Origin of the sequence: Flavobacterium endophyticum (assembly GCF_003634455.1) — a bacterium.
Lineage (GTDB): Bacteria > Bacteroidota > Bacteroidia > Flavobacteriales > Flavobacteriaceae > Flavobacterium > Flavobacterium endophyticum.
The window spans coordinates 652,130-675,898 of the sequence record NZ_RBLC01000001.1; the positions used below are offsets into that span (position 1 = coordinate 652,130).

Sequence of the window (23,769 nt, forward strand, 5' to 3'; positions counted from 1 at the left end):
GAAGTATTTGTGAAGTGAATTTATTCATAATCTGCAAACTGACAGATTTAAAGCAGTAAAAACCAGCAACTATATTTGGAATTCGGAGAGATGGGAAAACCTATGCCTTTAGCCGCTAATAAGGGCAAGAGTTTTCAAGGCAGTATTGTATTAGGAAAAGGGTTTGTTTTATCAATTGAAGAAGCAGAAAAGTTAATTCGAAAAAATCCAAGAAATAAGGATGTATTATTTCCTTATCTGAATGGAGATGACCTTAATAACAGTTCTAACCAAGAGCCCTCCAGATGGGTGATTAACTTTTTCGACTGGAATGAAGAAAAAGCTAGAACATATCCTGACTGTTTTCAAATTATAGAACAATTTGTAAAACCTGAACGGCAAAGATGGAAATTAGATAGCCAGGGTAATGAGATTGTTGGAACGTATGCACTTAGAAAGCCACTACCTGAAAAATGGTGGATTTATGGAGAGAAAAGACCTTCACTTTATAATTCTATATCTGAGTTAGACCAGGTAATGGTATTAAACCGTCATGCCAAATATTTACTAATTTCTATTTGCAAAAATAATATAGTCTTTTCTGATGCAACCATTGTATTTGCTCTTAATACATTTTCAGAATTAGCAATATTAAACTCTTCTTTCCATGATGTCTGGGCTTGGAAAAATAGTTCAACAATGGGAGTTTCTACATTACGGTATTCTGGAACGAACGCTTTTGAGACATTCACCTTTCCGACAGTTATGTCGGAAGAGTTAAATGGTTTGGGAAACGAACTTCATCTAACTCGTTTGAGAATAATGAAGCATTATCAATTAGGTTTAACAGATTTACAAAATATATTCCATGATATTCAACTTAACAATAAAGCTGAAATATATGATGATATAATTCAACTGAGAGAGCTATACAAGCTTATTGATTTCGAAATCATTAAATTATATAAATGGAATGATATAGATTTAAAGCATAGTTTTTATGAATTAGATCATCTTCCTGAAAAAGATCGCATAAGATTTACAATACACCCCACTGTCACGAAAGAAATTCTAAAGCGGTTGTTATTATTAAATCTTGAACAATCTAAATCTGATACTTTGGATAAGAATATGGTTAAGAAAAGACCGAAAGTTATTTCAAAAATTTCAACAAACACTTTATTTCCCGAAGATTAAAATAACTTCGGGAAATTGTCTTCTTTCTTTTTATTATCTATTTTTTTATGTTTAGCCTTGATGTTTTTTAAATCTTCGGACACTTCCTTTTTGTAACTTTGATGATTGAGCATCAATAAACGTTTTAAAATCTCCTTACGCGCATCTGGATGAATAGAAAAACGGATTCTGTCATTCTCAGGAAGAAAATCAATCTCGTAAAATTCATGCTTAAGGAGTATGTCATTCCAACCATAAGAAGTTAATACTGCTTCATCTAATTCACAATGTAATTCACGCACTTGATTTAAATCGTTAACAATTGATCCTGAAATGGATACATTTCTTGTATTTATAAGATTATATAGCTCTGTAAGCCCTATTTGCTGACGCAATGTTATTGATTTTCGTAAATTATTCAATTTTGATGCGATAGCCTTTATATTATCGATATTACTTTTATCTGGAAAAGGAAACCCTTCAAATGCAATACCTGCAGAATATCTAAGAGTTGCAGACCCTTTTGTAGAACTATTTTTCCAAGCCCAGACATCATGTATTGAAGATGACAAAATGCCAAAGTCATAAAATGTTGAAAGTGAAAAGATAATTATAGAATCTGTAAATACTATATTTCGACTGTTTTGAAAATCAAAGACAAGATATTTAGTATTTCTATTGATCGCCATTACCTGGTCTAACTCAGATATGGTAGCGTACAGTTCTTTTCTAGATCTTAAAAACTGCCACCATTTTTCTTTGCCCCCTATATCTTTCTGGATAAGCCGCTCTGGTTTGACTAAACGTTCAACTATATCAAAGCAGTCTGGATAATTTCGAGCTTTCTCTTCCGGCCAATCGAAAAAGTTAATCACCCAACGAGAAGGCTCTTGGTTAGAACTGTTATTAAGATCATCTCCATTCAGGTAAGGAAACAATACTTCTTTGTTTCGAGGATCCTTATCAATCAAAGTTAAAGCCTCTTCCTGTGTTAATATAAACCCCTTCCCCAGTACAATACTCCCTTGAAAACTCTTTCCTTTATTTGATAATAAAGGCATAGGTTTTCCCATCACTTCGGAATCATCCAAATAAGATGTAATTCTTTCTACAGATTTATTATCTAAAATAAACTGATTTTTCCATTCGCCTTTATGTATAGTAATTAAAGAAACCTCAACGGCAGCTTGTCCCGGCCACTTCATCGAACGAATGGCATGATTAATAACTCCCTCATTTGAACATATAACATCTAAGCCTCCTTCACGGGCAGAACCTTGAGCAATAGTATTTGTGGATATTAAAGATTGAAATCCATTTATTTTAATTACATCAAAAATTCTTCTGAAAAAATAGGTTACTAAATCTACTGCTCCAATTGGTCTGTATATATATTTTAGATACTCAAGAAAATTCGTTCCATAATTTCCACTTAACTTTTGTCCTCCCAAGAATGGTGGATTACCTAATATACAATCAAACCCCCCTTGCTTGAAAACTTCCGGGAACTCCAGAAACCAATGGAAGAATTTTTTATTTTCTGCAATAGCCATACTTGCTCCATGATCAAAGATCTGAGTACCAGAATTCAGATAAGTCTTGTATTTACTATGCGTAGTTAGCTTTTCTTTGTTTTCTGTGGTTTTGGGGATAAAGAACTGTGCTACTTGTAAATCTGCCAGTTGTTTGAGTCTGAACCATTTTTTGCCATTGGTTAAATCGTAATAAACTTTAGCTTTCTTTTCGATCTGTTCAGAAGTTTTTTCCGGCATTTGGTTAAACTGAGTTATTGACTTTTGTACATCTACAAAATCTCCATCTACTGCATTCAAATCAAACAGTTCACTCATTTGCAATTTACGTTCCTCATCATTACGTTTCTTAAAGGCAGAAACTATTGCTTTTTCATCGCCAGACAAGAACTTAAAAGCCTCGCTAGCAATTCCATTTTGTAGTTCTTCATAATTTGCTAATCCTACAATGGCATTACCATTTTTAATATGGTGATCTAAAAAATTCAAGGGTTCACCAGGATCATGTGCTTCCAGCCACAAAGCTACTTTACACAGTTCTACAGCTAAAGGATTTAAGTCGACTCCGTAAATGCAGTTTTTAATTACATCACGAATTGCTATACGCAAAACAGATGGTGTAGGCTGATCTTCGCTACTTCTTATTCTTGCGAGTTCAAATCCAATTCTTCGAGCGGCGGAAAGTAAAATATGCCCACTTCCACAAGCCACATCACATACCGTAATACTCAAAAGTCCCTTTTCGGGATCTTCTTCTTTTAATTTGTCAACAATCACATGATCCAAAGAATGAATAATCAATGGCTTTACTAACTCTTCAGGAGTATAGTGTGAACCTGATGAGGATCGATCATCCCCTTGTTTAAATCTAAATTCGGCATTTTCTACTACTGGCTCAAATTCTAATAATCCTTCATACACCGAGCCAAACTCTTCTACATCTAAATCGGCATAGTTGACCCGAATGGTCTGTTTATTTTCATTTTCAAATGTGACTAAAGATTTAAATACATTCAATACATCTTTATTATTTAATGTAGTGGATTCGATACTTACAATAGCATTTCGATTAAAAATTCCAGAGCTTAGCGCATCAATTCCCAATTCTTTACCATAATGTCTATCTTCAAATAGTCTGAATGTTGTCATTAACGATTGCCAAAGATCTGTTTTCTTCGGATCGATATAAACGGCTTTATTCACCAGAAAAGTCAGACGTTGAATGCTGTAATACTGATAGTAGATATCTTTAAACTTCTTTTCATCGTCGGTTAAATTTTCTTTATAAATCAGATTACGTTCTTCGATTACCAATAAAAACAGTATCCGATATACAGATCTTAGGATATGTAAGTAGTAATCTTTTACCGAAAGCGTTTCTTCTTCAAAAGCAGTTCTTAATTCCGTATTTTCCTGTTGAGAAAGTAACCCATTTGCTAACGTTAGGATTGAATGCTCAACAGCCAAACTTAATCGCTCGCGAATACGTGATCCCGAAGCTAAAGCTTCGTTATGATAATATTCAAGAACGGCATCTTTCCCGTCTTCCTTTTTATCGTTGATACGGGAAACGTGTAGTAATCGGTAAAAAATAGCAAACTCGGCATAGTGACCTTCTTCCATCATTTGTTCTAGATTGAACTCTAGATAGCTTAGTCTTGAAAGTCGTGTAGCATCACGCAATACACGGAAATGATTACCATTGGTAACAAATCCATAAATGTATTCTGTAGAATTAATATATTCCTGCACCAATGAATGAGGAGACAGTCTGGGTCCGCTCTCTGCCTTTTTATCCATTGATTGTTCACTACCTACAATATGTATGGGAAAACCATCTTTATTGGAAGCTCTGTGAGAGATCGCATAAGATTTTCCGTTAACAATTTCAGCATTGGAAAGAGCAACCTGATAGCCTAAGAGATTGAGAAGCGGGACAATCCAATATTTACGGGTTTCAGAAATTCCTTTATCAATTTCTGAAAACGAGCTTCGCTTCTGTTTAAAGATTTGCCAATGTGTATTGAGCAGGCTCCAGGCGTTACTTATCTCATCGCGAACTTGTTCACTGGGCTTTAAGCCAAAGTCTTGCGGTTTTTGGAAACTAATATCATCCTGACGAATTTTTTCAAGAATTTCGCTGGTAAAAATGTTTCCCTGTATATTAATTGTTGTTAATTTCATGGTTTAAAAAAGGTCTTTAGGTTTTGGCAATAAGATATAAACCCCCATTACATCTGGCGGAAGCACCGGAGTTGACTTTTCATAACTCCGCCCCCCAATTAACGTTTTAAATCGTCCATGAGCCTCAACCAATTTATCAGCACGCTCTGTGGCAATTTCTATAAAAGCATCCTTTTTCTTTTCAAAAGAATTTAGTTCTATTGCTAAAAGCTGCTGTTGTTGTTCAATAGACATATTACTTAAAGGAATAGCCTCGTTCAATAATTCTTGAGCCTCTTCAAAATTAATAGGTTGTAAGCCATTCTCATTTTCCATATATCCCCACAGATACATTTCTTCTGCCACGGATTCATTTCGGGAGCGTACTTCTTTGACTACATTTCTAACCCTGAACATTACCAAAGTCGTCTTATTTTGAACGCTTTCTGTTTGTATCACACTGGTTCTTGCCAAACCATAAGAATTACCTTTTTCTTCAAACGCATTACTTACTATGTAGTGACAAAGTTGCTCTACAAAGCGGTGATTTCTTCCAATATATTGATAGCCTTTAGGTGTAGGTGAAATGAAAGCAATTTTAGTTTCTGCTTTTCCTTTCAGTTGTTCTGTTTTTGAAAGCAACGCGACTTGTAAATGTTTAGGAAGATTCGTTGTCTGGATTTTATACCCTTCAAAATCAGGTGTGAATGAGGATCCTAATAATTGTAAAGCAAATACAGTAAAACTTTCCACCACTTTTGGATCACCAATAGCTTCATCTACTTCTTGCAGATCTTTTTTAATTGTTTCCGCATCTACGGATTCCTGAGCAAAAATAGAGCGCAAGTTTTCTCCTTTTTTACGAGCCATTTCCAACTCGTTATCAATTCTTATTTTGTCTTCGGCAAAAAGGGTCAATTGTTCTGTCTCTGATGCAGTTTTCAAAATTTTCTGGGTAAGTTCTGCCATCAGCGATTTATTATTTTCACCGATAGGAATGGTAACTCCGATACTTTTTTGAATTTCACGTACCTTACGAATTAGTACCTCCAGAATAAACTTATCCATAGGATTATTTTCTCCATAAAGCATATATGTTTTAATATTCTTTGAAGCTTGCCCGAAACGGTCAACTCTACCTTCCCGTTGTTCTATCCTGTTCGGATTCCAAGGAAGATCGTAATGCAAAACCGCATTAAAGTGATCCTGTAAATTGATTCCTTCACTTAAACAATCTGTAGCTACAAGCACTCTTTTTTCCTGTTCCCCCATTCTTTCAATTTCTTCTTTACGCTGCTCATCTGCCAGTTCAGAAGTAATAGCCTGGACTAATACGTTTTTAGGAAGAGCTTCTTTTAGCTTCTCTTCCATATATTTTGCTGTAGCAATGTAGTGACAGAAAATGATCGGCTGAAAGCCTTCTTTTACCCATTTTCGAATCAGATCAATGGTATGTTTTATCTTAAGATCTGTTTCCTCACGTTCATTTAGAAACTCTGCTCGTTTTAATAATTTCGTAAGCCCCTCCAATTCTGCTGTTTTATAATCAACAGCATTCAACAGATCAGATCTCGAAAAATCCACACCAAATTCATTTTCTTCAAACAATGTATCTTCAACAGCGTCTGTACCAATTTCTGCCATTTCTTCTTCTACAGTCAATTTTGCATGGCGTTTTTCTAACATTTCTTTAGCCATAGCAGGACTTGACATGGCTCCTTTAATTAAAGCAATTGCAGCCCAGGAACGCAAAAGTCTTGTATTTTCATTATCTGTCTCAACATCAGAAATTCCTCGTGCAAATGCCACTAATTCATTATAAAAGGCTTTAGTCTCCTCTGACAATGTGAAACCTACTTCTTTAGAATCTCTCTTAGGAAACAATGTATCTTCATTTAACCACCTACGGATGTTCTCACGCTTACGCTGGATAAAATATTGTGCAATTTTTCGTCTGTCAGCCTGTTCCAATTTCTCAAAATTCAATCGTTCGAAAGCTGGATTTAATAAGCCTAAAAGAGAAAGAAACTCTTCATCTTTACCACTATGCGGTGTTGCGGTAAGCAATATCAAATGTCGATTTTTATTTAAAGCAATATCGTGAATTAGGTTATATCGTTGTTGTTGATTTTTTGAAGATGCTCCTTTAGGTAAAGTACAGGTATGTGCTTCATCCACCACAACTAGTTCAGGGCAATCATTCAGAAAGATACCTCTACGTTTATCTGTTTTTATATAATCAACCGAAATTACCTGATATGGGATATGATAAAAAACAGAGCGATCATCAGGTACCATACGATCCAAACGGGATGCTGTACTGGAACGGATAATCTCTGCATCAATATCTAATTTGTCTTTTAATTCCTGCTGCCATTGTTCGCACAAGTGAGGAGGACAAATCACCGCAAATCTTTTGATCTCACCTCTTTCAATCAGCTCTTTGATAATGAGTAAGGCCTCTATCGTTTTTCCAACACCAACATCATCAGCAATTAATATTTTGGTAACGTCCTGCTTTAGTGCCATTACTAATGGAACAACTTGGTACGATCTAGGTCTAAAGGACAGCTTCCCCATACTTCTAAATGGGCCTGCGGCATTTCTTAAAGAAAGACGGGAGGCATTATACAGAAGTTTTGCCGTTTCAAAGTTCCCGATCTGATTTGGTGTCGGTTCTTTGAAGGTGGCTTTTTCTACAGCTTCGACATCTTTTGCTAAAGGCATAAAAATACCAGTAATTTCCTCATCAGAACCACCAAGTGGTTTTACTAAAATAACCTGATCTTCATTAGATGGGAGTACCATCCAATCTCGATTTCTATATCGTACTAAGTTTCCTGGAGTATATTTATTGCTCATTATTTATCCCTACTTTTTTATTGACCTGTGAATTTACTGACAGGTTATCTTATTTTTCTAAAAATGTCTTTTCGTCTTTCTGTCAATTGCTCCAAAGACTCCATATAATGCCAACGTATTACATCATAAGCGCCTTCTTTTAATATCTGATCAATAATTTGATCACGTTTTTTAACTTCTTCCAAGTCATGTACGGAACCATCACAGAAGATTAATGTAAATCCAGAACTGTTTTTATAGACAAAATCTGCATTGATGTAATAGCTATCCAGATTTACTTGTGCCCGATCAGGAAGTGCATATCCATTTTCATACAGGTGCTTTATCAATCCCAATTCTGTACCACTGTTTTTATCGTATGCGTTTAGCAAATAATGATATTGTTCTTCCCGGTCATTTTCACCTCCTTGAACAATTTCAATATCACAATCCATCAAATATTCTAAAACTTCTTTGATTATGTGACGGTTCAGTTGCTGATGATGAATCTGGTTATAATAACTCAACAAATCCTGATAAGTAGCGTGAGGTAGTTCTCTACCTTGTTCCGTTTCTTCTCTGGTTTCTGAGTCAAAATGAAGGATTTCATAGCTCATTTTAAACCATTCCTTCATTTTTACAGGATCAGAAATTAATTGTGAGAGTATACCTAAAGAACCTTCTGATGCTTCGTGAATAAGAATATTAGGCTTTTCTTTATCTCCCATTACGCTTACCGCAATTTCACTTTCTTCTACAAGAAATAATTTTTCTATACCTCTTTTTAAAGCATAACTTAATGAGACAACCTGATCAGGGACGGTGCCGATATTGCCCAAAGGTTGAATATACAATACATCAGCTGTATCCTTGATATAAAGCATTATTTCTCTGCTATTCTGTTGCAATTCCGCGTTATCTTTCAGGCTTCTTTCCTGCACCCAAACACCATTTCTTTGGTCAATTTTGAAACCATCATTTTGTGATCTTCTTGCTTTTTTATTGACTTTTATCAGATTAGCCGTTTTGCTAAAATATAATTGGAGTAATTTTTCGCCACTTTTTTTTAAAACAACCGATTCTGCATTCTCAATTCCATGAGGAAAATTAAAATAAGATGAAACTTCATAACCGGATCGGCTTCTTTCCTCTTCAATACAAGAGATTTTTTGTAAAGGAATACCTTCGCATTCAGAAAATTCTACGACGTTCGAAAACATCTCAATAGTATCTCCTTTCAACTGACTTTTACTAATAGGATCAATGTTCGCTATCTTGATTTCATCATTAAAATAGGCATATCCTGTTTTGTTAGATACGAGAATTTTTTCTGTAGCATTTTCGAGATCCGGAACCATCATTCGGTTGATCCTGAATTTACTTCCTGAATGATAAACCGTATTGGCCGGTCCAAATTCAGATAAAGCTAAAGCGCGAGGTCGTGAAAGAACTTCTACATCATCGCGATAACTTTTACCCAATACAGCCCGAACGGGAAGACGTGTAAAATTATAGCCTGGTAAAAATCCTTCAGCTGCCAGATAACGGAATACATAAAACTCGGAATTGCTAGAACTCTGCTGCTCTTCGTTTTTCAACAAAGCTATTTGTTTTCTGGCAAATCGTTCTTGTTTAGCAGCCTCTTTTCTTTCCATACTATCTGCCTTGTAAGTATGATTATCCAAAATTGCCTGAGCTTTATTTCTAAGTGTACAAGCATTTTGAAACATCCTGATCCAACGTTTAAATGATGAAGCAAAATGGTTTGGAAATTTCTCAATTTTATCTAATACCCATAATTGAGTAAACCAACTGGTTTTATTAAGCTCTGGTAATAAGGAATAAGCTATCTTTTCAAATTCGATTAGCAAATCATTTTTTGAGATAGAAACTAGATGTTCTATTCTTTTTAATATATCATTTTTTATGAAGACATTTTTTTCATCAGATAAATCTAAAACATCCGCCACGGAAGTTTTTAATTCACTAATCTCTAATTTCATCAATAAAAAGGCATTCAGATGAGTGATAATAAGTTCTTCATTTATCAAATCAATTCTAGGTGGCTGTACAACCCCTGCAACCATTTCCGCGGAATTCTTAAAATAATTCACATCATGCGGAGACATTGTAGAGCAGTAGGTAAAAACTAAGGCCGTTTGCCCACCTCGTCCCGCACGTCCACTTCTTTGGGCATAATTCGCTGCATTTGGAGGTACATTTCGCATATGTACGATATTTAGATTCGCTATGTCAATACCTAATTCCATTGTAGGCGAACAGTAGAGAGTGGAGATATCTCCTTGTCTGAATTGATCCTCTCTTTCAATTCTTTGTGATGCGCTAATTTGCCCTGTGTGTTCTTTTGCTATCAGTTCTTTTTTGAATTTATTAAAATCTGTTTTATACAAATTTTGAAAATAATGATTGGGAGTTAGTTCAGGTAGCTCTGCTTGAAAATTAAAGCGTGTATGATCCAGTTTTAATGTTTTTCCGTCTCCTTTTTTCCATAATAATTGATCCGCTCTTAATTTATAATACCGTAGATCGGAATTTCTTTTATCTTGCTCGATTGTGAGAAGATTTGCTTTTTCAAGTAGGGTAAGTAGTTCTTGAATAAACTCAATATAGGCATCCTTATTCAATTTTACATCGCTGGCTTCAACTACGCAACGATTAATGTACTTTCCTAAATTAGACCGAAGCCCCATTGACACTACATATCTTCCTTTTGGTCTGGGAGAGGGAATGGTTATAATCATTTCAGCAGGTTTATCCAACTTTTCATTATAATCAAGAGACCATAAAGATTCAGGATGCAGTCTGTCTCTCATCAATTCTTCAATATTGGCTATATCTTTAAAAAATTTATGATCAAGTGCAAAGTTGGTTCTGAAATAGTCTAAAATATTACCTAAAAATTCCTTTCTAGCTTCTTTTGTAGCATGTTCTAAAAAGCCAAGATTTTTAAAGCGATCATCTAATTCCGAAAGTTTGTTCAGGTTTTTATAATCTATATCTAAAAGTGCTACTTGTTCTAAGTTAGGCAATGTATATCGCCAACCTCTTTTCAAATCTTGAAATATTCTATATTTCAAATAATCCTTAAGTGCCTCAATATTTCTTTCATCGGGAAAATCTTCATCTCGCGATGGATATAACGCATAATCTTTTTCTTTTAATCCCAGAATTTGAAATAGAGATTCTGCTATTTCGTGTATTTCGAGAGAGTTCTCACTTTCTTTTAAAGCTTTATAGAGTGCTGCTCTTAAGCGAACCGTTGTATAGAAGTCATTAAAGTGTCCCGATTGCAAAGAAGCGTCTTGTCTATTATCTGTAAAACTTAATAGTTTTTGATCCTGCAATTTTTCTCCCTGTTCTGCAAGGCTGTTAATCACGGCATAAGAAATTACAGAAGTTGCAGTACTTCTACCTTCTGAACCTAATCTAGAAAGCTTGGTAAAATCACTTGTTTTACTGTCTTCATAAATAATTTGTGCTGTTGGATCAATTCTTAATTTTGCAGGAATGAAATAACCTTTAATAGGGAACTTGGGTTCAAAAGAAAACTGTCCGTCACTATTAAAATATATTTCATGGGGCATCAACATTTGATAATACGGAAGCAGTGCATTTCCTTGCTTGTTAAACCATTCGGCAGGCACTAAATCACGAAAATCTGTATTCCAGAAATCTTCTCCTTCGTCTAATATTATATATCCAAACTTAAAATCATCTATGTCTGGATTTTTCTGGTTGACTTCTACTTTCTTGTTATTTACAAATTCTTTATTCGGGATCACCGGTAAAAGTTGGCTTTCGTGGGTATCTAATTCAACGCAAAGAAATTCATAACCAGAATATCGAGAAAAAAGCAACGGGTAAAGTTTCCTTTCTTTTCCTTCGATTTTGATGAAAGGTTCGTCAGATGAAGTTATATATCGTATATTTCTTGGTTCAAGCGTTACAGAAATCGATCCTGTCTGGGAGATGAATTGATGAAAACGAAAAGGAAGAAAGGATTTACGAGTTTCTTTTAATCTATTATTTTCATTGATGCGTTCTGCCCATTTTAAAAGATCAGAAAGTGTACTTCGTATTTCATCTTTCGATAAGGAAGTTTCAGTGCGTATTTTTTCTGCAATCTGGTCAATACTTAAAGGTTTTCCTCTTTCTAATATATTGTGGTTAGACTTTAACGCAATATTCATCTCCAACCAATTAGCTAGATCATTATTAATAAAATCTCCTTCAGTTCCTTCAGGATCAATACCATTTCGTATAGCATTCGCTAACTGAAAAGGATTAATCTGTTTAGCGATAGTGCAAGGTTCAAGATATTCATTAATAACATTGTCAACCGGAAATTCTTTACCGAATATCTGTGTTGCTACCTCTGCTACTTTTTTCTTTTTTTCGTCAGGAGATCCGTGAGAAGCCATAGTGGCTGAAGTACCTATAAAAATTAGATCATTTTCCGAAAGAGCTTGAATTCTTCGGTTTAATAAACTTACATCAGCACCTTGTCTCCCCCTGTAGGTGTGGAGTTCGTCATAAACTATATATTTGAGGTTTTTAGCCATAGAATACCTTAACCAATTCTCAGACTGTCTGGTCATTATTAATTCCAGCATCATATAATTGGTTAAAAGAATATCCGGTTCGTCATTTCTTATCTGATCTCTGTCGTTTCCAGATTCCTGCCCTGTATATTTAGCAAATGATATGGGAAATTTTTCTGTTGTAAGACTCTCCAACTGCTTAATAATCTCATCTAAGGTTTTATGAGATTTGTCAATCTCCGGAAGAGTAACATATTTCTCTAAATAATTAATTTTATATTTCTTAATTTCCTCTTCTTGAGAATTTATTAAGGCATTCATTGGATAAACTAATATAGCTTTTACGCCCTTTTCCTTATTAGCTCCCCTTTTAAAAAGGTCATTGAAAATAGTAGCCAAGAAAGTTAAAGACTTACCCGAACCTGTACCGGAAGTTACTACAAATCCTTTATCTCGAATACCTATTTGAATTGCTTCGACTTGATGTTTATATAGCCTATAAGAACCTAAAGCCTTCGATAAATTCGAATGTATTGTATTTTCCTGAATTAGTTCGTCTAAAGAATTTCCTCTTTCAAACGAAGGATTAAATTGTATAAGTGGTTCAGGTAGAATGTTTTTAATTAAAGTAGAATTATTAACAAAATCCAATATTCTTTCATCATTGATATTGATGAAAGATTGTAAATATGATTTGTAATCAGATATTACATTTTCGTGAGTTTTAAAGGCATCCATTCTTAATAGCGTTTGTAGTAAAAGTAATAAATTGTTACATGCTGAAAGGATTATTTTTCACCTGTTATTTCGTAGCACGATTTTAATTGGAGTTGCCACTTTATTTGCCATAAAGAGCTAACGCAATTTCATAAGCATGTTAATGCAGTTGCTACCATTTTTGTCATAAAAGATAAAGGTATTAGCTCCTCCCCGTAAAGGCAAAACCAGCAGAATTGCCTGATCGGCATTACCTAAGTTTTTATTTCAAAATCTGATTTAAAACTTGTAAAAATTGGATCAAGAGTTCAAAGTAATTCTCGTTCTCCCTACGGAAAGCAGTAATCTCATGATTGCTGCTTTTTTTTATAGCCCTTTTTTTTGATCCTCAATTAATACAGCGCAGTATATTACACTTAGTACGAGAATAGCTCTTCGTCCTCATATCCGCCTGAGACCGCATCAAACGTACTATTTACAATCATTTACAAAGTTTTACATTTTTATTTACAATCCAAATCGCTCAAATTGAAAAATACCAAAGTAAATTCGGTGAATCAATTTTGAAAGGATAAAAAATATGAAAAAAGTCACCTATGTGCTGATCTTACTGCTGGTTGTGGTAAGCGGACTAGTATTTGCTAATCGTGAAATTAAAAATGCAACTAAGCCATCCCCAAAGCCATCTTCTATTGCTGACAGAAAAGTCGTCCTGGATAACAGGAAAAAATGGGAGGCTTCTCCTGACGGCATAAAGTACAAAGAATGGGAGGTTTCTCCTGAAGGTAAAAAAGTGCATGCCAGTCATGATAAAATAAGGAAGTATATAAAAGATTTTACCGATATGGAGGCCGTGGTAACCTCAGTTACTTTTAAGCGCGCAAACGCGAAATCGCCAGGACCAAAATGGCTTATCGTCAGGATTGATGGCGAAGAATACATGATGCAATTTATTCCTAAGGATTTTCAGCAGTTAAATAGCCTGAAAGTTAACGACAAAATAATCGTAAGAAGTCGCAGCGCAGGGTATTCGCCTAATCATCCCTATTTGATTCTATCGGGCGACTATATTGAGCGAAATAATAAGATACTTTTTAAGCGTGACTTTAGCAAAAATAAGGGTTGCTGAGTATTACCAACTCTAATATCTCCATAAACGCTAGCAAAGTATTCAAAGAATCTCACTTTTGAACTATTTGTAAAACAAAGGGTTGACATTTCTGTCAGCCCTTTCTATTTTACTTAAACAATACAAATAGGAATATTTATTCTCCGCATCAGAACGGTTCAATTAACTAACTATTAGGGGTAAAAAATATGTATTAAATATTAAGCTTAAAATCCTAATAAGATTTATAGATAACTTAATATTTACTCCTCATTTTTCTTTTTTCATCTGTCTTATTTCATGCAATCTGAGTAACATTTTTGATCAAAATCAAATAATTTACAACAATTTAACATTATTTAAAACTTTTTTCCTACGTTTGTAGTCCCAAATCTAATATTAATTATGAACAAAACTACCTTCCTAGGAATGTTGTGCCTATTCGTTATGGGCATAACTCAAGGTCAAGTGATGTCTGACAGCAAGTCCCCACTTGAAAAAGCTCAGCACTATCTACAAGAAAAAGGCGAAGTTGTCTTCACTTTTCGAGCTCAAAACCAAAAACAATTTAAAGAACTGGCCGATTTCTTATCCATCAGCCATAAAAGAGTCGATCCGGTCGAATTGAAGGTCGAGGCGTATGCCAATCCGGAGCAATTCAAAAAATTCCAGACGTATGGAATTCCGTTTGAAGTAAGCGTTTCAGAAAATGAATTTGCTGTAGATGAATACACTACCTTCAGCACAGCCGCTTGGGATGATACTTGGAATGCGTATCCAAAGTATTCTGAGTATGTTGCAAAAATGCAATATTGGGCAACAACATACCCTAGCTTGTGTAAGCTCCAAAGCATTGGAACAACTCCAAACGGCAGGACATTATATGTTCTGAAAATTTCAGACAATGCGCAAGTTGATGAGGCTGAGCCTGAATTTCTGTATACCTCATCCATGCACGGAGACGAGATTACCGGATACCCTACGATGCTGCGCCTTATTGATTATCTCTTGACAGGATACGCTACAAATAGCGAAATCAGCAGTATCGTTAATAATACAGAAATTTTCATCTGTCCGTTAGCAAATCCTGATGGTTCTTATAAAAGAGCTGGAAACGACACCATGAATTCCACAGGAAATACAGCAACAAGAGCAAATGCGGCAGGAGTCGATCTAAACAGAAACTATCCTGACCCAATTGACGGTATCCATCCTGATGGCAATTCATTTCAAGCTGAAACTCTTGCTTTTATCGAATTTGAAAAAACAAGAAATTTTGTCTTGGCAGCCAACTATCACGGAGGTGCTGAAGTCGTAAACTTTCCTTGGGATACTTCGAATACGCCGAGTACTGCTAATTTTAGCTACCATCCACACGATAACTATTTCAAATTTGTCTCTAAAGAATATGCTCAATTGTGCCAGACTGCCGATGGAAATGCAAATTACATGGACGATGTTTACAATTCTGGACAATTTGCAGGCACAACAAATGGCGCGGCTTGGTATTCGGTTTACGGAGGAAGACAAGACTGGAACAACTTTTTTAACCATAATAAAGAAGTTACCATTGAGATTTCAGCCACAAAGTTTCCAGCTGCTTCCAACCTGCCTTTTTATTGGGAAAGAAACAGACAGGCACTTCTAAATTACATGAAACAAGCCAGTTATGGTCTGAAAGGAACCGTAAAAAATGCCGCTGGCGAAGCTGTTGAAGCAAAAGTATACATCAGCAATTATGACTTGATGGGTTCTTGGGTAAAGACAGGTCCATTAGGTGATTATTACAAAGTACTTATTGCAGGAACATATAATGTTACTTTTGAAGCACCAGGCTATGTAAGCCAGACGCAAAGCGTGACCGTTGCTAACAATGCAGCAACAAGCTTGAATATAACTATGGTGGCCAGCACAGCTATTCCTACTGCAGCCGACAAGACCATCTGCGAAGGCCAGACTGCTGCCTTGACAGCTACAGGAACCGGAACTATCAGATGGTATGCTAATAATACGACTCCAACGGTTTTGGCTACAGGAAGTTCTTACACGACTCCAGAGCTAAGCACAACTACATCTTATTTTGTAGAACGCGAAACGCCACAGACAGTTGGCCCGGCTACAATTACTGGAGGTGCTACTGTAGACAATGCAACTGCTAGAAACAGATATTCTATTTTCAGCTCTACTGCTCCTGCAAGGCTAAAAAGTGTCTTGATCAACACAAGCGCTACAGGAGAAGTAATGGTCGAACTGCAAAATAGCGCTGGAGCAATGCTAGAATCTAAAGTAATAAAATTGGCTGCTTCAGGGACGCAAGAGATTGATTTGAATTTCTTTGTTCCGGCAGAAAACAACTTGAGATTAGTCTTAAGAGAAATTTCTGGAGCGAGTATTTATAGAGCAGATTCGGGAATTACTTATCCCTACACGAATGGAATCATATCAATAACCGCTAATAGCGGAAGTGGAACATTCCTGACTTTCTTCAACTGGAAATTACAGACATTCAAAAGTACCAGAGACGAAGTTGTTGTGACCGTAAAACCAAACCCTGCGATAACTACAATTACTCCGACTACCAAAATTGCAGGTGATGCAGGCTTTACATTGACCGTAAACGGAACTAATTTTGTAAGCGGAGAATCTATAATCAGCTGGAACGGCGTAAACAAAACTACGACTTTTGTAAGCGCGACTCAATTAACAGCTCCAATCCTAGCCTCTGAAATTACGAGCAGCGGTACCATTGATGTAAAAATCAACAACACTTGCAATAATTTTTCGACAGCAGCAACTGCTTTCACGATTACAGCACCAACCTCAACTACATGGAACGGTACTTCTTGGTCGTACGGAGCACCAACAGCAAGTGTTGATGCGATCATAAACGGAAATTTCTCAACAAGCACTAATGGTTCTTTCACTACAAAAAGCCTAACCGTAAACTCTGGCTATACAATAATTGTAACTACAGGAACAAGCCTTACCGTTAGCAATGGCATTACAAACAATGCAAGCGCTGCAAACTTTATAGTAGAAAACAATGCCAATTTAATCCAGACGAATAACGCTACAAATACCGGACTAATTACTGTCAAAAGAAACAGTGCGCCATTGTATCGTTTTGATTATACCTTATGGTCATCGCCAGTTAGCGGACAAAACCTTCGCATTTTTTCGCCTTCAACTCTAACAAACAGGTTTTATATTTACAATCCTGTGCTTGGAAATAATGGCAGTTACGAAGCCATCTATCCTGCCCAAAACGAAGCAACGTATACTTTTGCACAAGCAAAAGGTTATCTGATACGAGTTCCTGACAATCATGCTTCTTATGTAAGCTCTTCAATTCCTGGAGTTTCTTATAACGGAGTTTTTGTCGGAATTCCATACAACGGAAGCTATAGCTTTGCACTTTCCAATACTAACAACGGATTTAATCTTGTAGGAAATCCATATCCATCAGCAATTTCGATTTCGGGATTATTTTCTTCCAATTCTAACGCAATTGACGGAACAATTTGGTTTTGGAGAAAAAGAAATGGTGTGGCTGGAAGCGGTTATGCAACAACTACAGGACTTGGAATGACAAGCGCTCAACCTGAAGTTGCTGCCATGAATCCGAATGGTATCATCAGCACCGGACAAGGATTTTTCGTGAAAGTAAAAAATGGCGCAACGCAATCAACGCTAAATTTCAACAACAGCATACGTTCTACTAATACAGGCATCTTTTTGAGAAACGGTAGCCTAGAAAACCATTCCGATTCTGATGAAGCTGAAAAACACCGTATTTGGTTGAATTTATCAAATGAAACTGATGTTGTAAGCCAGACTTTGCTTGGCTATATGGCCGGAGCTACCGAAGGAATAGATTATGGAATTGAAGGAAAATATTTCAACGATAGTCCAATTGCCTTGACCTCTTATATCGATAACTCGGAATATACCATACAAGGAAGAAGCTTGCCATTCTCTCCAGACGATATCGTTCCGTTAAGCTTTAAAACGAATACGCCAGGAAATTATAGTATTGCTATCGATCATGTCGACGGTCTTTTTGAAACCGACCAAGACATCTTGTTAAAAGACAATCTGACGACACAAATCCATAATCTGAAAACGTCAAGCTATAGCTTTTCAACAGAATCTGGAAGCTTTACCAATCGATTTGAAATCGTATACAGAAGCTTGCTAGGTGTAGAAATTCCTACCGTAAACACCAACAGCATCGTGATTTATAAAAAGAACGAAGCCCTTCACATCAATTCCGGAAACTATATCATGGACAAGATTGAGCTATATGACGTAAGCGGCAGGCTTATTTACACAAAGCTAGGTGTGGATGACAACGAAGCGACTATTTCAAATCTTTTAATTGCAAACCAAGTACTGCTTGTAAAAATTACTACTGCAGAGAATGGCGTTGCCATCAAAAAAGCAGTTTACTAATTAATAAAAAGGAAACCATGAGAAATATAGTAATAAAAACTTGCAGCTTGATTTTCTTCTTATTTACGACACTATCTGCGTTTGCAGATAATCCTGAAGAAGTTCCTGAAGATTTAGACGGCCCAACCGCTCCAATCAGCGATCATATTTGGCTATTAGCCTTAGTAGGATTTGGTTATATATTCTTAAAATACAGATCAAAAAGAGTTGCAGAAAACTTGTAAAATTCTAAGACTGATATTTTAACAATAAATTCCATGACAAAAATTATGCTTTTGTAGGTATAAAACCCTAATCAAAACCATAACTCTCTATTAACTAAAGGCTTGCAAAACCAGTATTTGTAAGCCTTTACGTTTTTTTACAATATATTTTTGACCTTTTTATGTTAAAATTCGAAAAAAGTTTTTATATTTGACTACCCAAATCTAATATTAATCTTTAAAACCTATAAAATAGCCGCTCAAGTTACTAAGCCCCTGTAACCCGGAGCAAAAAAATCCCAAATCTATTTTATCGTATTTATCATTAATCTAAACCCCATAAGATTATGAAAAAAACCTACCTACTAGGCTGTAAGCTAGCGCTTACACTATTTCTTGTATTGCTTACTTCCGTGAGCTATTCGCAAAATCAAACATTTACATCTTCTGGAACTTTCACTGTACCTGTAGGCGTCACCAGTATTACTGTTGAAGCATGGGGCGGCGGCGGAAAAGGCGGAACACGAACCAATAACAGCGGTGGCGCTGGTGGCGGTGGCGGTGGCGCTTATGTTCGAAGCGTACTAACTGTAGTACCCACAACTTCTTATACCGTAACTGTCGGAGGAGGAAGCACAAGCACTGCCGCGGGAGGCGACTCTTGGTTCGGATCAAACACATTATTACTTGCCAAAGGAGGAGAAAGCGTTGCCAATAACACAACCGGAGGAGGCAATGGAGGCGCTGCAGGTGCCAGTATAGGCGACTTCAAACGCTCTGGCGGAAATGGTGCCAACGGTTCAGCCCTTATAACACTTTATGGCGGCGGCGGTGGTTCATCCGCTGGAACAGCACTTGACGGAGTCAGTGGAAATACAGCTAATGGCGGTACAGCTCCTGCAGGCGGAGGAAATGGAGGTGCCGGAGTTGGATCAGGTACTCAAAATGCTGGCGGGACAGACGGCTCCAACCCTGGCGGTGGCGGTGGCGGTGCCAAGAAAACAAGCGGTTCCTCTAATAGAAATGGAGGTGATGGCGCAAACGGACAGGTAATCATTACTTACACGTTGCCAAACGGTCCGGGTGGCGTTACTTCTGCCTTACAATTATGGCTACGTGCTGACTTAGTAAACGGTACTTCAACAGTTACAGACAATACCAATGTAACCTCATGGCAGACACAAGCTATGGGAAGCAATGCAACAGTACATACAGCAGGACAGGAGCCTAAATACAAAAACAATCAAACTGATAACGTCAATTTTAACGCTGTTATTGATTTTGACAATATCTCGACAGAAGCATCGAGCAGCTATAATTATGCTTTAGCAGGCCAGCAATATCTTGGCGGCAGTACAGGATACTATACCCAAGACGTGTTTGTAGTTGTCATTCCGAATGTCACCGTAAACAGTTCTTTCGGAAGTATGGATATATTCTGTGCAGATTCTGATACTTCAACGCAAACAAATGACGCTACCGGCGTTGGCTTTGGAGCTTATTCACAACGATTCAACAACGAAGTCCTTTCTTATGCCTACAATACATCTTCAGGATTAGGAAATGGATATGGAGTTGCAGAAACAAGTACCTCAAAAACATATTCTAATGTCGGTATAATCAATACTAGAAATAATTCTGGTTCGACAGCGCAAGAACTTTTTTATAACGGATTGAATGTCGTAAATACAACCTCAACAGGAACTTTCATGAACTTATCCAATGGAAAATACTGGATTGGACGAAGCGAAGGCTGGAAAGCTACCCTTGACGGAAGAGTTGCAGAAATCATTACGTTCAGTTCTCGTAAAAATGATGCTTCCGAAAGAATCAAAATCGAAAGTTATCTGGCTATCAAATACGGTATCACCATGGGCGTTAATGGTACGTCGCAAAACTACGTAAATTCAGACGGAACAGTAATCTGGAACACGACTGCCAATACAGGATTCAACTGGAATATTGCCGGAATCGGAAGAGACGATCTTTCAAAATTAAATCAAAAACAATCCCGAAGTGTCAATTTAGCTACTGATGTAGCCATAGGATTAGGAGAAGTTGCGGCCACAAATACAGCAAATGCAACAACTTTTTCAACCAATAAAGATTATTTGGTATGGGGATGCAACAACGGCTCTTTTGCTTCTTCAGGAACAACAACCAACGTAAACTTAGGAGGTCTTACCACTTCTTTTATTTCTGGAAACAGAAAATGGAAAATCGTAGAGACTGGTACAGACGTCGGACAAACCGTCGTTTCTCTTCCTAAATCATCTTTAACTTCGAACTTTACCAAAACCGCAACACAAGAATATGTATTGATCGTTTCGTCAAGCAGTGCTTTCGGCAGCAATGACATTGTGGATATTATTCCGCTGACCGATACAGGCAGCAACTATGAGGCATGGTATGACTTTGACAGTACGAAATACTTTAGCTTTGGTGTTGCCAACCAATTCGACAGCAAATACAGATTAGACAACCAAGCTGGAGATTTTGTATTGGGAGAAAAAAACATCAATCTAAATTCAAGCTTTACCGTTTCTGGATGGATCAGACACACAAGCGGCGGCGGTGCAGTTCTTGCAAAAAATGGTGCCTATCAGTTCTACATCAACGCTTCTAATAAGTTAGTTGGAAACTGGAACGGTGCTGACAGGATTACGAGCACTACTTCTATTAATAATGGAAAATGGCATTATGTAGCAGTCTCTTTCGCTAGCGGAACCGCAAATCTTTATATCGACGGTGTTTTAGATGCAACAGCTTCTAGCCTTCCTACTCCTGTTTCAAACACAGCTAACTTTTCTATTGGTGCGGTTTGGCAAGGAAAATCAACTATTACAAGTACTTTCTCTGGCGATATTGATGAAATCAGAATCTGGAACAATGCGCTGACAAGCACTCAAATCCGCTTTGTGATGAATCAGGAAATAGAAAAAACCGGAACCGCCACTAACGGAAGAACCATTCCGAGCACAATTACAAAAAATGATATTTCCATAATTCCCTGGAACAATCTTCAAGCTTATTACGATTTGAATACTTTTTACGGAACATCTATAAAAGATAAATCCGACAACAATCGTTGGGCAAGAATCAAATACCTTACGGTTGACAAAAACATCGTAGGCACGCAAACAGCGCCGATGCCTTATGTATCTACGACAGACGGAGCCTGGGCTACAATCGCAACATGGACAAACGGTACATTGCAAGAGCTTCCGAACAATGTATCTATCGTAAACAGCAGCATTCCTGTAGATTGGAATATCGTGCAAACTTCGCATAATGTTACTTCGGTAGGAAACAAGACGGTCTTAGGATTAATCGTTAGCAACAATACGCTCAGTGCCCAAAACGATACCAAACTAGAGGTTTCTCATTACTTGAAAGTAAACGGAAAAATCGACTTGGTAGGAAAATCACAGCTGCTACAGACATTAAATAGCGATCTAGACCCGACAAGTTCAGGTTCTTTAGAAAGAGATCAACAAGGAACTAGTAACAAATACAATTACAACTATTGGTGCTCTCCTGTAGGTAATCCAAATAGCACTACCAACAACAATAATTATACTGTAAATAGCGTGCTCAGAGATGGAACAACGACAACACCGCAAACCATATTATGGACATCGGCCAATGATGCAATTGCTGGTTCGCCTATAACATTAAGCAACAAATGGATTTATAAATTCCAAAGCTCTTCTAATAATTATGCCAACTGGATTTATGTCGGACATACCGGAGCTTTGAAGGCCGCTCAAGGTTTTACGATGAAAGGAAGTGCCGCTGCAACGCCAAACCAAAATTATACTTTTGTCGGCAAGCCAAACAATGGAAAAATCCAATACAGTATCGGTCCGAACTTATTGAATCTGGCAGGAAATCCGTATGCTTCTGCTTTAGACGCAACTGCCTTTATCAATGACAACTTGACTTCGACAACAGGAACTTTATATTTCTGGGATCATTTTGGCGGCGAAACTCACGTATTGCTATCATATCTAGGGGGTTATGCGGCAAGAAATCTTGTCGGAGGAGTCGTTGCCATGTCACAGCCAGAGCTTGAAGACATTGGACCTGGATCAAAAGCTCCAAACCGATATGTGCCAGTAGGACAAGGATTCTTTGTGACATCAAGCAATATCGGAGGCGATATGATTTTCAATAACAACCAAAGACAGTTTGCAAAAGAGAATCACGCTGATTCAAATGCGATGTTCAGAAACGGAAACCGAACAATTCCTCATGCTAATCATTTCGAGAATAATTCGGAAAATTTGGGAGAAGATCCTGATAATTTCATCAAAATAAGGCTTGGATTTGATTCAAGAAATAATTACCACAGGCAAATATTATTGGGCTTCATGAACGAAAATGCAAGCAGAGAGATTGAGCCAGGCTATGATGCAATCCACATCGACAGCCAAGTCAACGACATGTATTTTATCCACAACGGAACCAAATTGGTAATCCAAGGCGATGGTTATTTCAACACAGACAATATCTATCCTTTGGCCGTAAAAGCGGACGCTGCCGGAAATGTAAAATTCATGCTTGACAAAGTAGAAAACCTAGATGAAGATCAAGAAGTCTACATTTTTGATAACATGACCGGAATCTACCACAGCATTAAAAACAACGTTTTTCAGGTAAATCTTGACGCTGGATTACACGACAGAAGATTCTCTTTGAGATTCTCTACAACTGAAAATCTAGGCACTGTCGACCATGGACTTGAAGAAGGCATTGACATCGCTTTTACAAGCAACAACAATACATTACACATCAAAAATAAATTGCTAGACACGACCATAACTTCAATTGAGGCATATACACTTTTAGGCCAAAATTTACGTTCGTGGAATGTTGAAAACGAAATACAACAAAATATCCAAATTCCGATTTCTAACTTAAGTACAGGAGCTTATATCGTTAAGGTAAAAACAACAAAAGGCGACTTGAGTACAAAAATCATTGTAAGATAATTATAATTTATGGGGATTATAATTTAGGTTTGTTTAATAAAA

Annotated in this window: 8 protein-coding genes; 5 read left to right on the forward strand and 3 right to left on the reverse strand. The window is 36.9% G+C overall.

Translation table 11 applies throughout. The annotated features are described in order from the left end of the window. Window positions 1-75: 75 nt before the first annotated feature. On the forward strand, window positions 76-1,176 hold the full coding sequence (locus CLV94_RS03270; RefSeq protein ID WP_211331176.1) for a type IIL restriction-modification enzyme MmeI: 1,101 nt from the start codon (window positions 76-78) through the stop codon (window positions 1,174-1,176). On the opposite strand, the gene CLV94_RS03275 is transcribed toward CLV94_RS03270, so the two are convergent. The 3 genes from CLV94_RS03275 to CLV94_RS03285 are packed head-to-tail and all read right to left on the reverse strand — an operon-like array spanning window position 1,173 to window position 12,991. Next, on the reverse strand, window positions 1,173-4,871 hold the full coding sequence (locus CLV94_RS03275) for an Eco57I restriction-modification methylase domain-containing protein (RefSeq protein WP_170148734.1): 3,699 nt from the start codon (window positions 4,869-4,871) through the stop codon (window positions 1,173-1,175). The genes CLV94_RS03270 and CLV94_RS03275 overlap by 4 nt on opposite strands. A gap of 3 nt (window positions 4,872-4,874) precedes the next feature. Continuing rightward, window positions 4,875-7,712 carry a helicase-related protein gene (locus CLV94_RS03280; RefSeq protein ID WP_121375016.1) on the reverse strand — a complete coding sequence of 946 codons (2,838 nt, stop codon included), beginning with the start codon at window positions 7,710-7,712 and terminating at the stop codon, window positions 4,875-4,877. Between the two features lie 44 nt (window positions 7,713-7,756). Continuing rightward, complete coding sequence (locus tag CLV94_RS03285; RefSeq protein ID WP_121375017.1) at window positions 7,757-12,991, reverse strand: DEAD/DEAH box helicase; 5,235 nt, start codon at window positions 12,989-12,991, stop codon at window positions 7,757-7,759. 559 nt (window positions 12,992-13,550) lie between these two features. Here CLV94_RS03285 and CLV94_RS03290 point away from each other — a divergent pair. From CLV94_RS03290 to CLV94_RS03305, 4 genes are all read left to right on the forward strand, one after another. Then, a complete protein-coding gene (locus CLV94_RS03290; RefSeq protein WP_121375018.1) occupies window positions 13,551-14,099 on the forward strand; it encodes a hypothetical protein in 549 nt (182 codons plus the stop codon). Window positions 14,100-14,483: 384 nt separating this feature from the next. Continuing rightward, window positions 14,484-18,530, forward strand: coding sequence for a M14 family zinc carboxypeptidase (locus CLV94_RS03295; protein ID WP_121375019.1), 4,047 nt, complete (start codon window positions 14,484-14,486; stop codon window positions 18,528-18,530). Window positions 18,531-18,547: 17 nt separating this feature from the next. After that, window positions 18,548-18,754 (forward strand): hypothetical protein, encoded by a 207-nt coding sequence (locus tag CLV94_RS03300; protein ID WP_121375020.1) that lies wholly within the window; start codon window positions 18,548-18,550, stop codon window positions 18,752-18,754. 326 nt (window positions 18,755-19,080) lie between these two features. Next, window positions 19,081-23,727, forward strand: a complete 4,647-nt coding sequence (locus tag CLV94_RS03305; RefSeq protein ID WP_121375021.1) for a LamG-like jellyroll fold domain-containing protein — start codon at window positions 19,081-19,083, stop codon at window positions 23,725-23,727. Window positions 23,728-23,769 lie beyond the last annotated feature (42 nt).

Excerpts from the sequence above, each read along its gene's own strand:
- CLV94_RS03275 (WP_170148734.1), bottom strand. The coding sequence starts at position 4,871 with ATGAAATTAACAACAATTAATATACAGGGAAACATTTTTACCAGCGAA.
- CLV94_RS03280 (WP_121375016.1), bottom strand. The coding sequence starts at position 7,712 with ATGAGCAATAAATATACTCCAGGAAACTTAGTACGATATAGAAATCGA.
- CLV94_RS03285 (WP_121375017.1), bottom strand. The coding sequence starts at position 12,991 with ATGGATGCCTTTAAAACTCACGAAAATGTAATATCTGATTACAAATCA.
- CLV94_RS03290 (WP_121375018.1), top strand. The coding sequence starts at position 13,551 with ATGAAAAAAGTCACCTATGTGCTGATCTTACTGCTGGTTGTGGTAAGC.
- CLV94_RS03295 (WP_121375019.1), top strand. The coding sequence starts at position 14,484 with ATGAACAAAACTACCTTCCTAGGAATGTTGTGCCTATTCGTTATGGGC.
- CLV94_RS03300 (WP_121375020.1), top strand. The coding sequence starts at position 18,548 with ATGAGAAATATAGTAATAAAAACTTGCAGCTTGATTTTCTTCTTATTT.
- CLV94_RS03305 (WP_121375021.1), top strand. The coding sequence starts at position 19,081 with ATGAAAAAAACCTACCTACTAGGCTGTAAGCTAGCGCTTACACTATTT.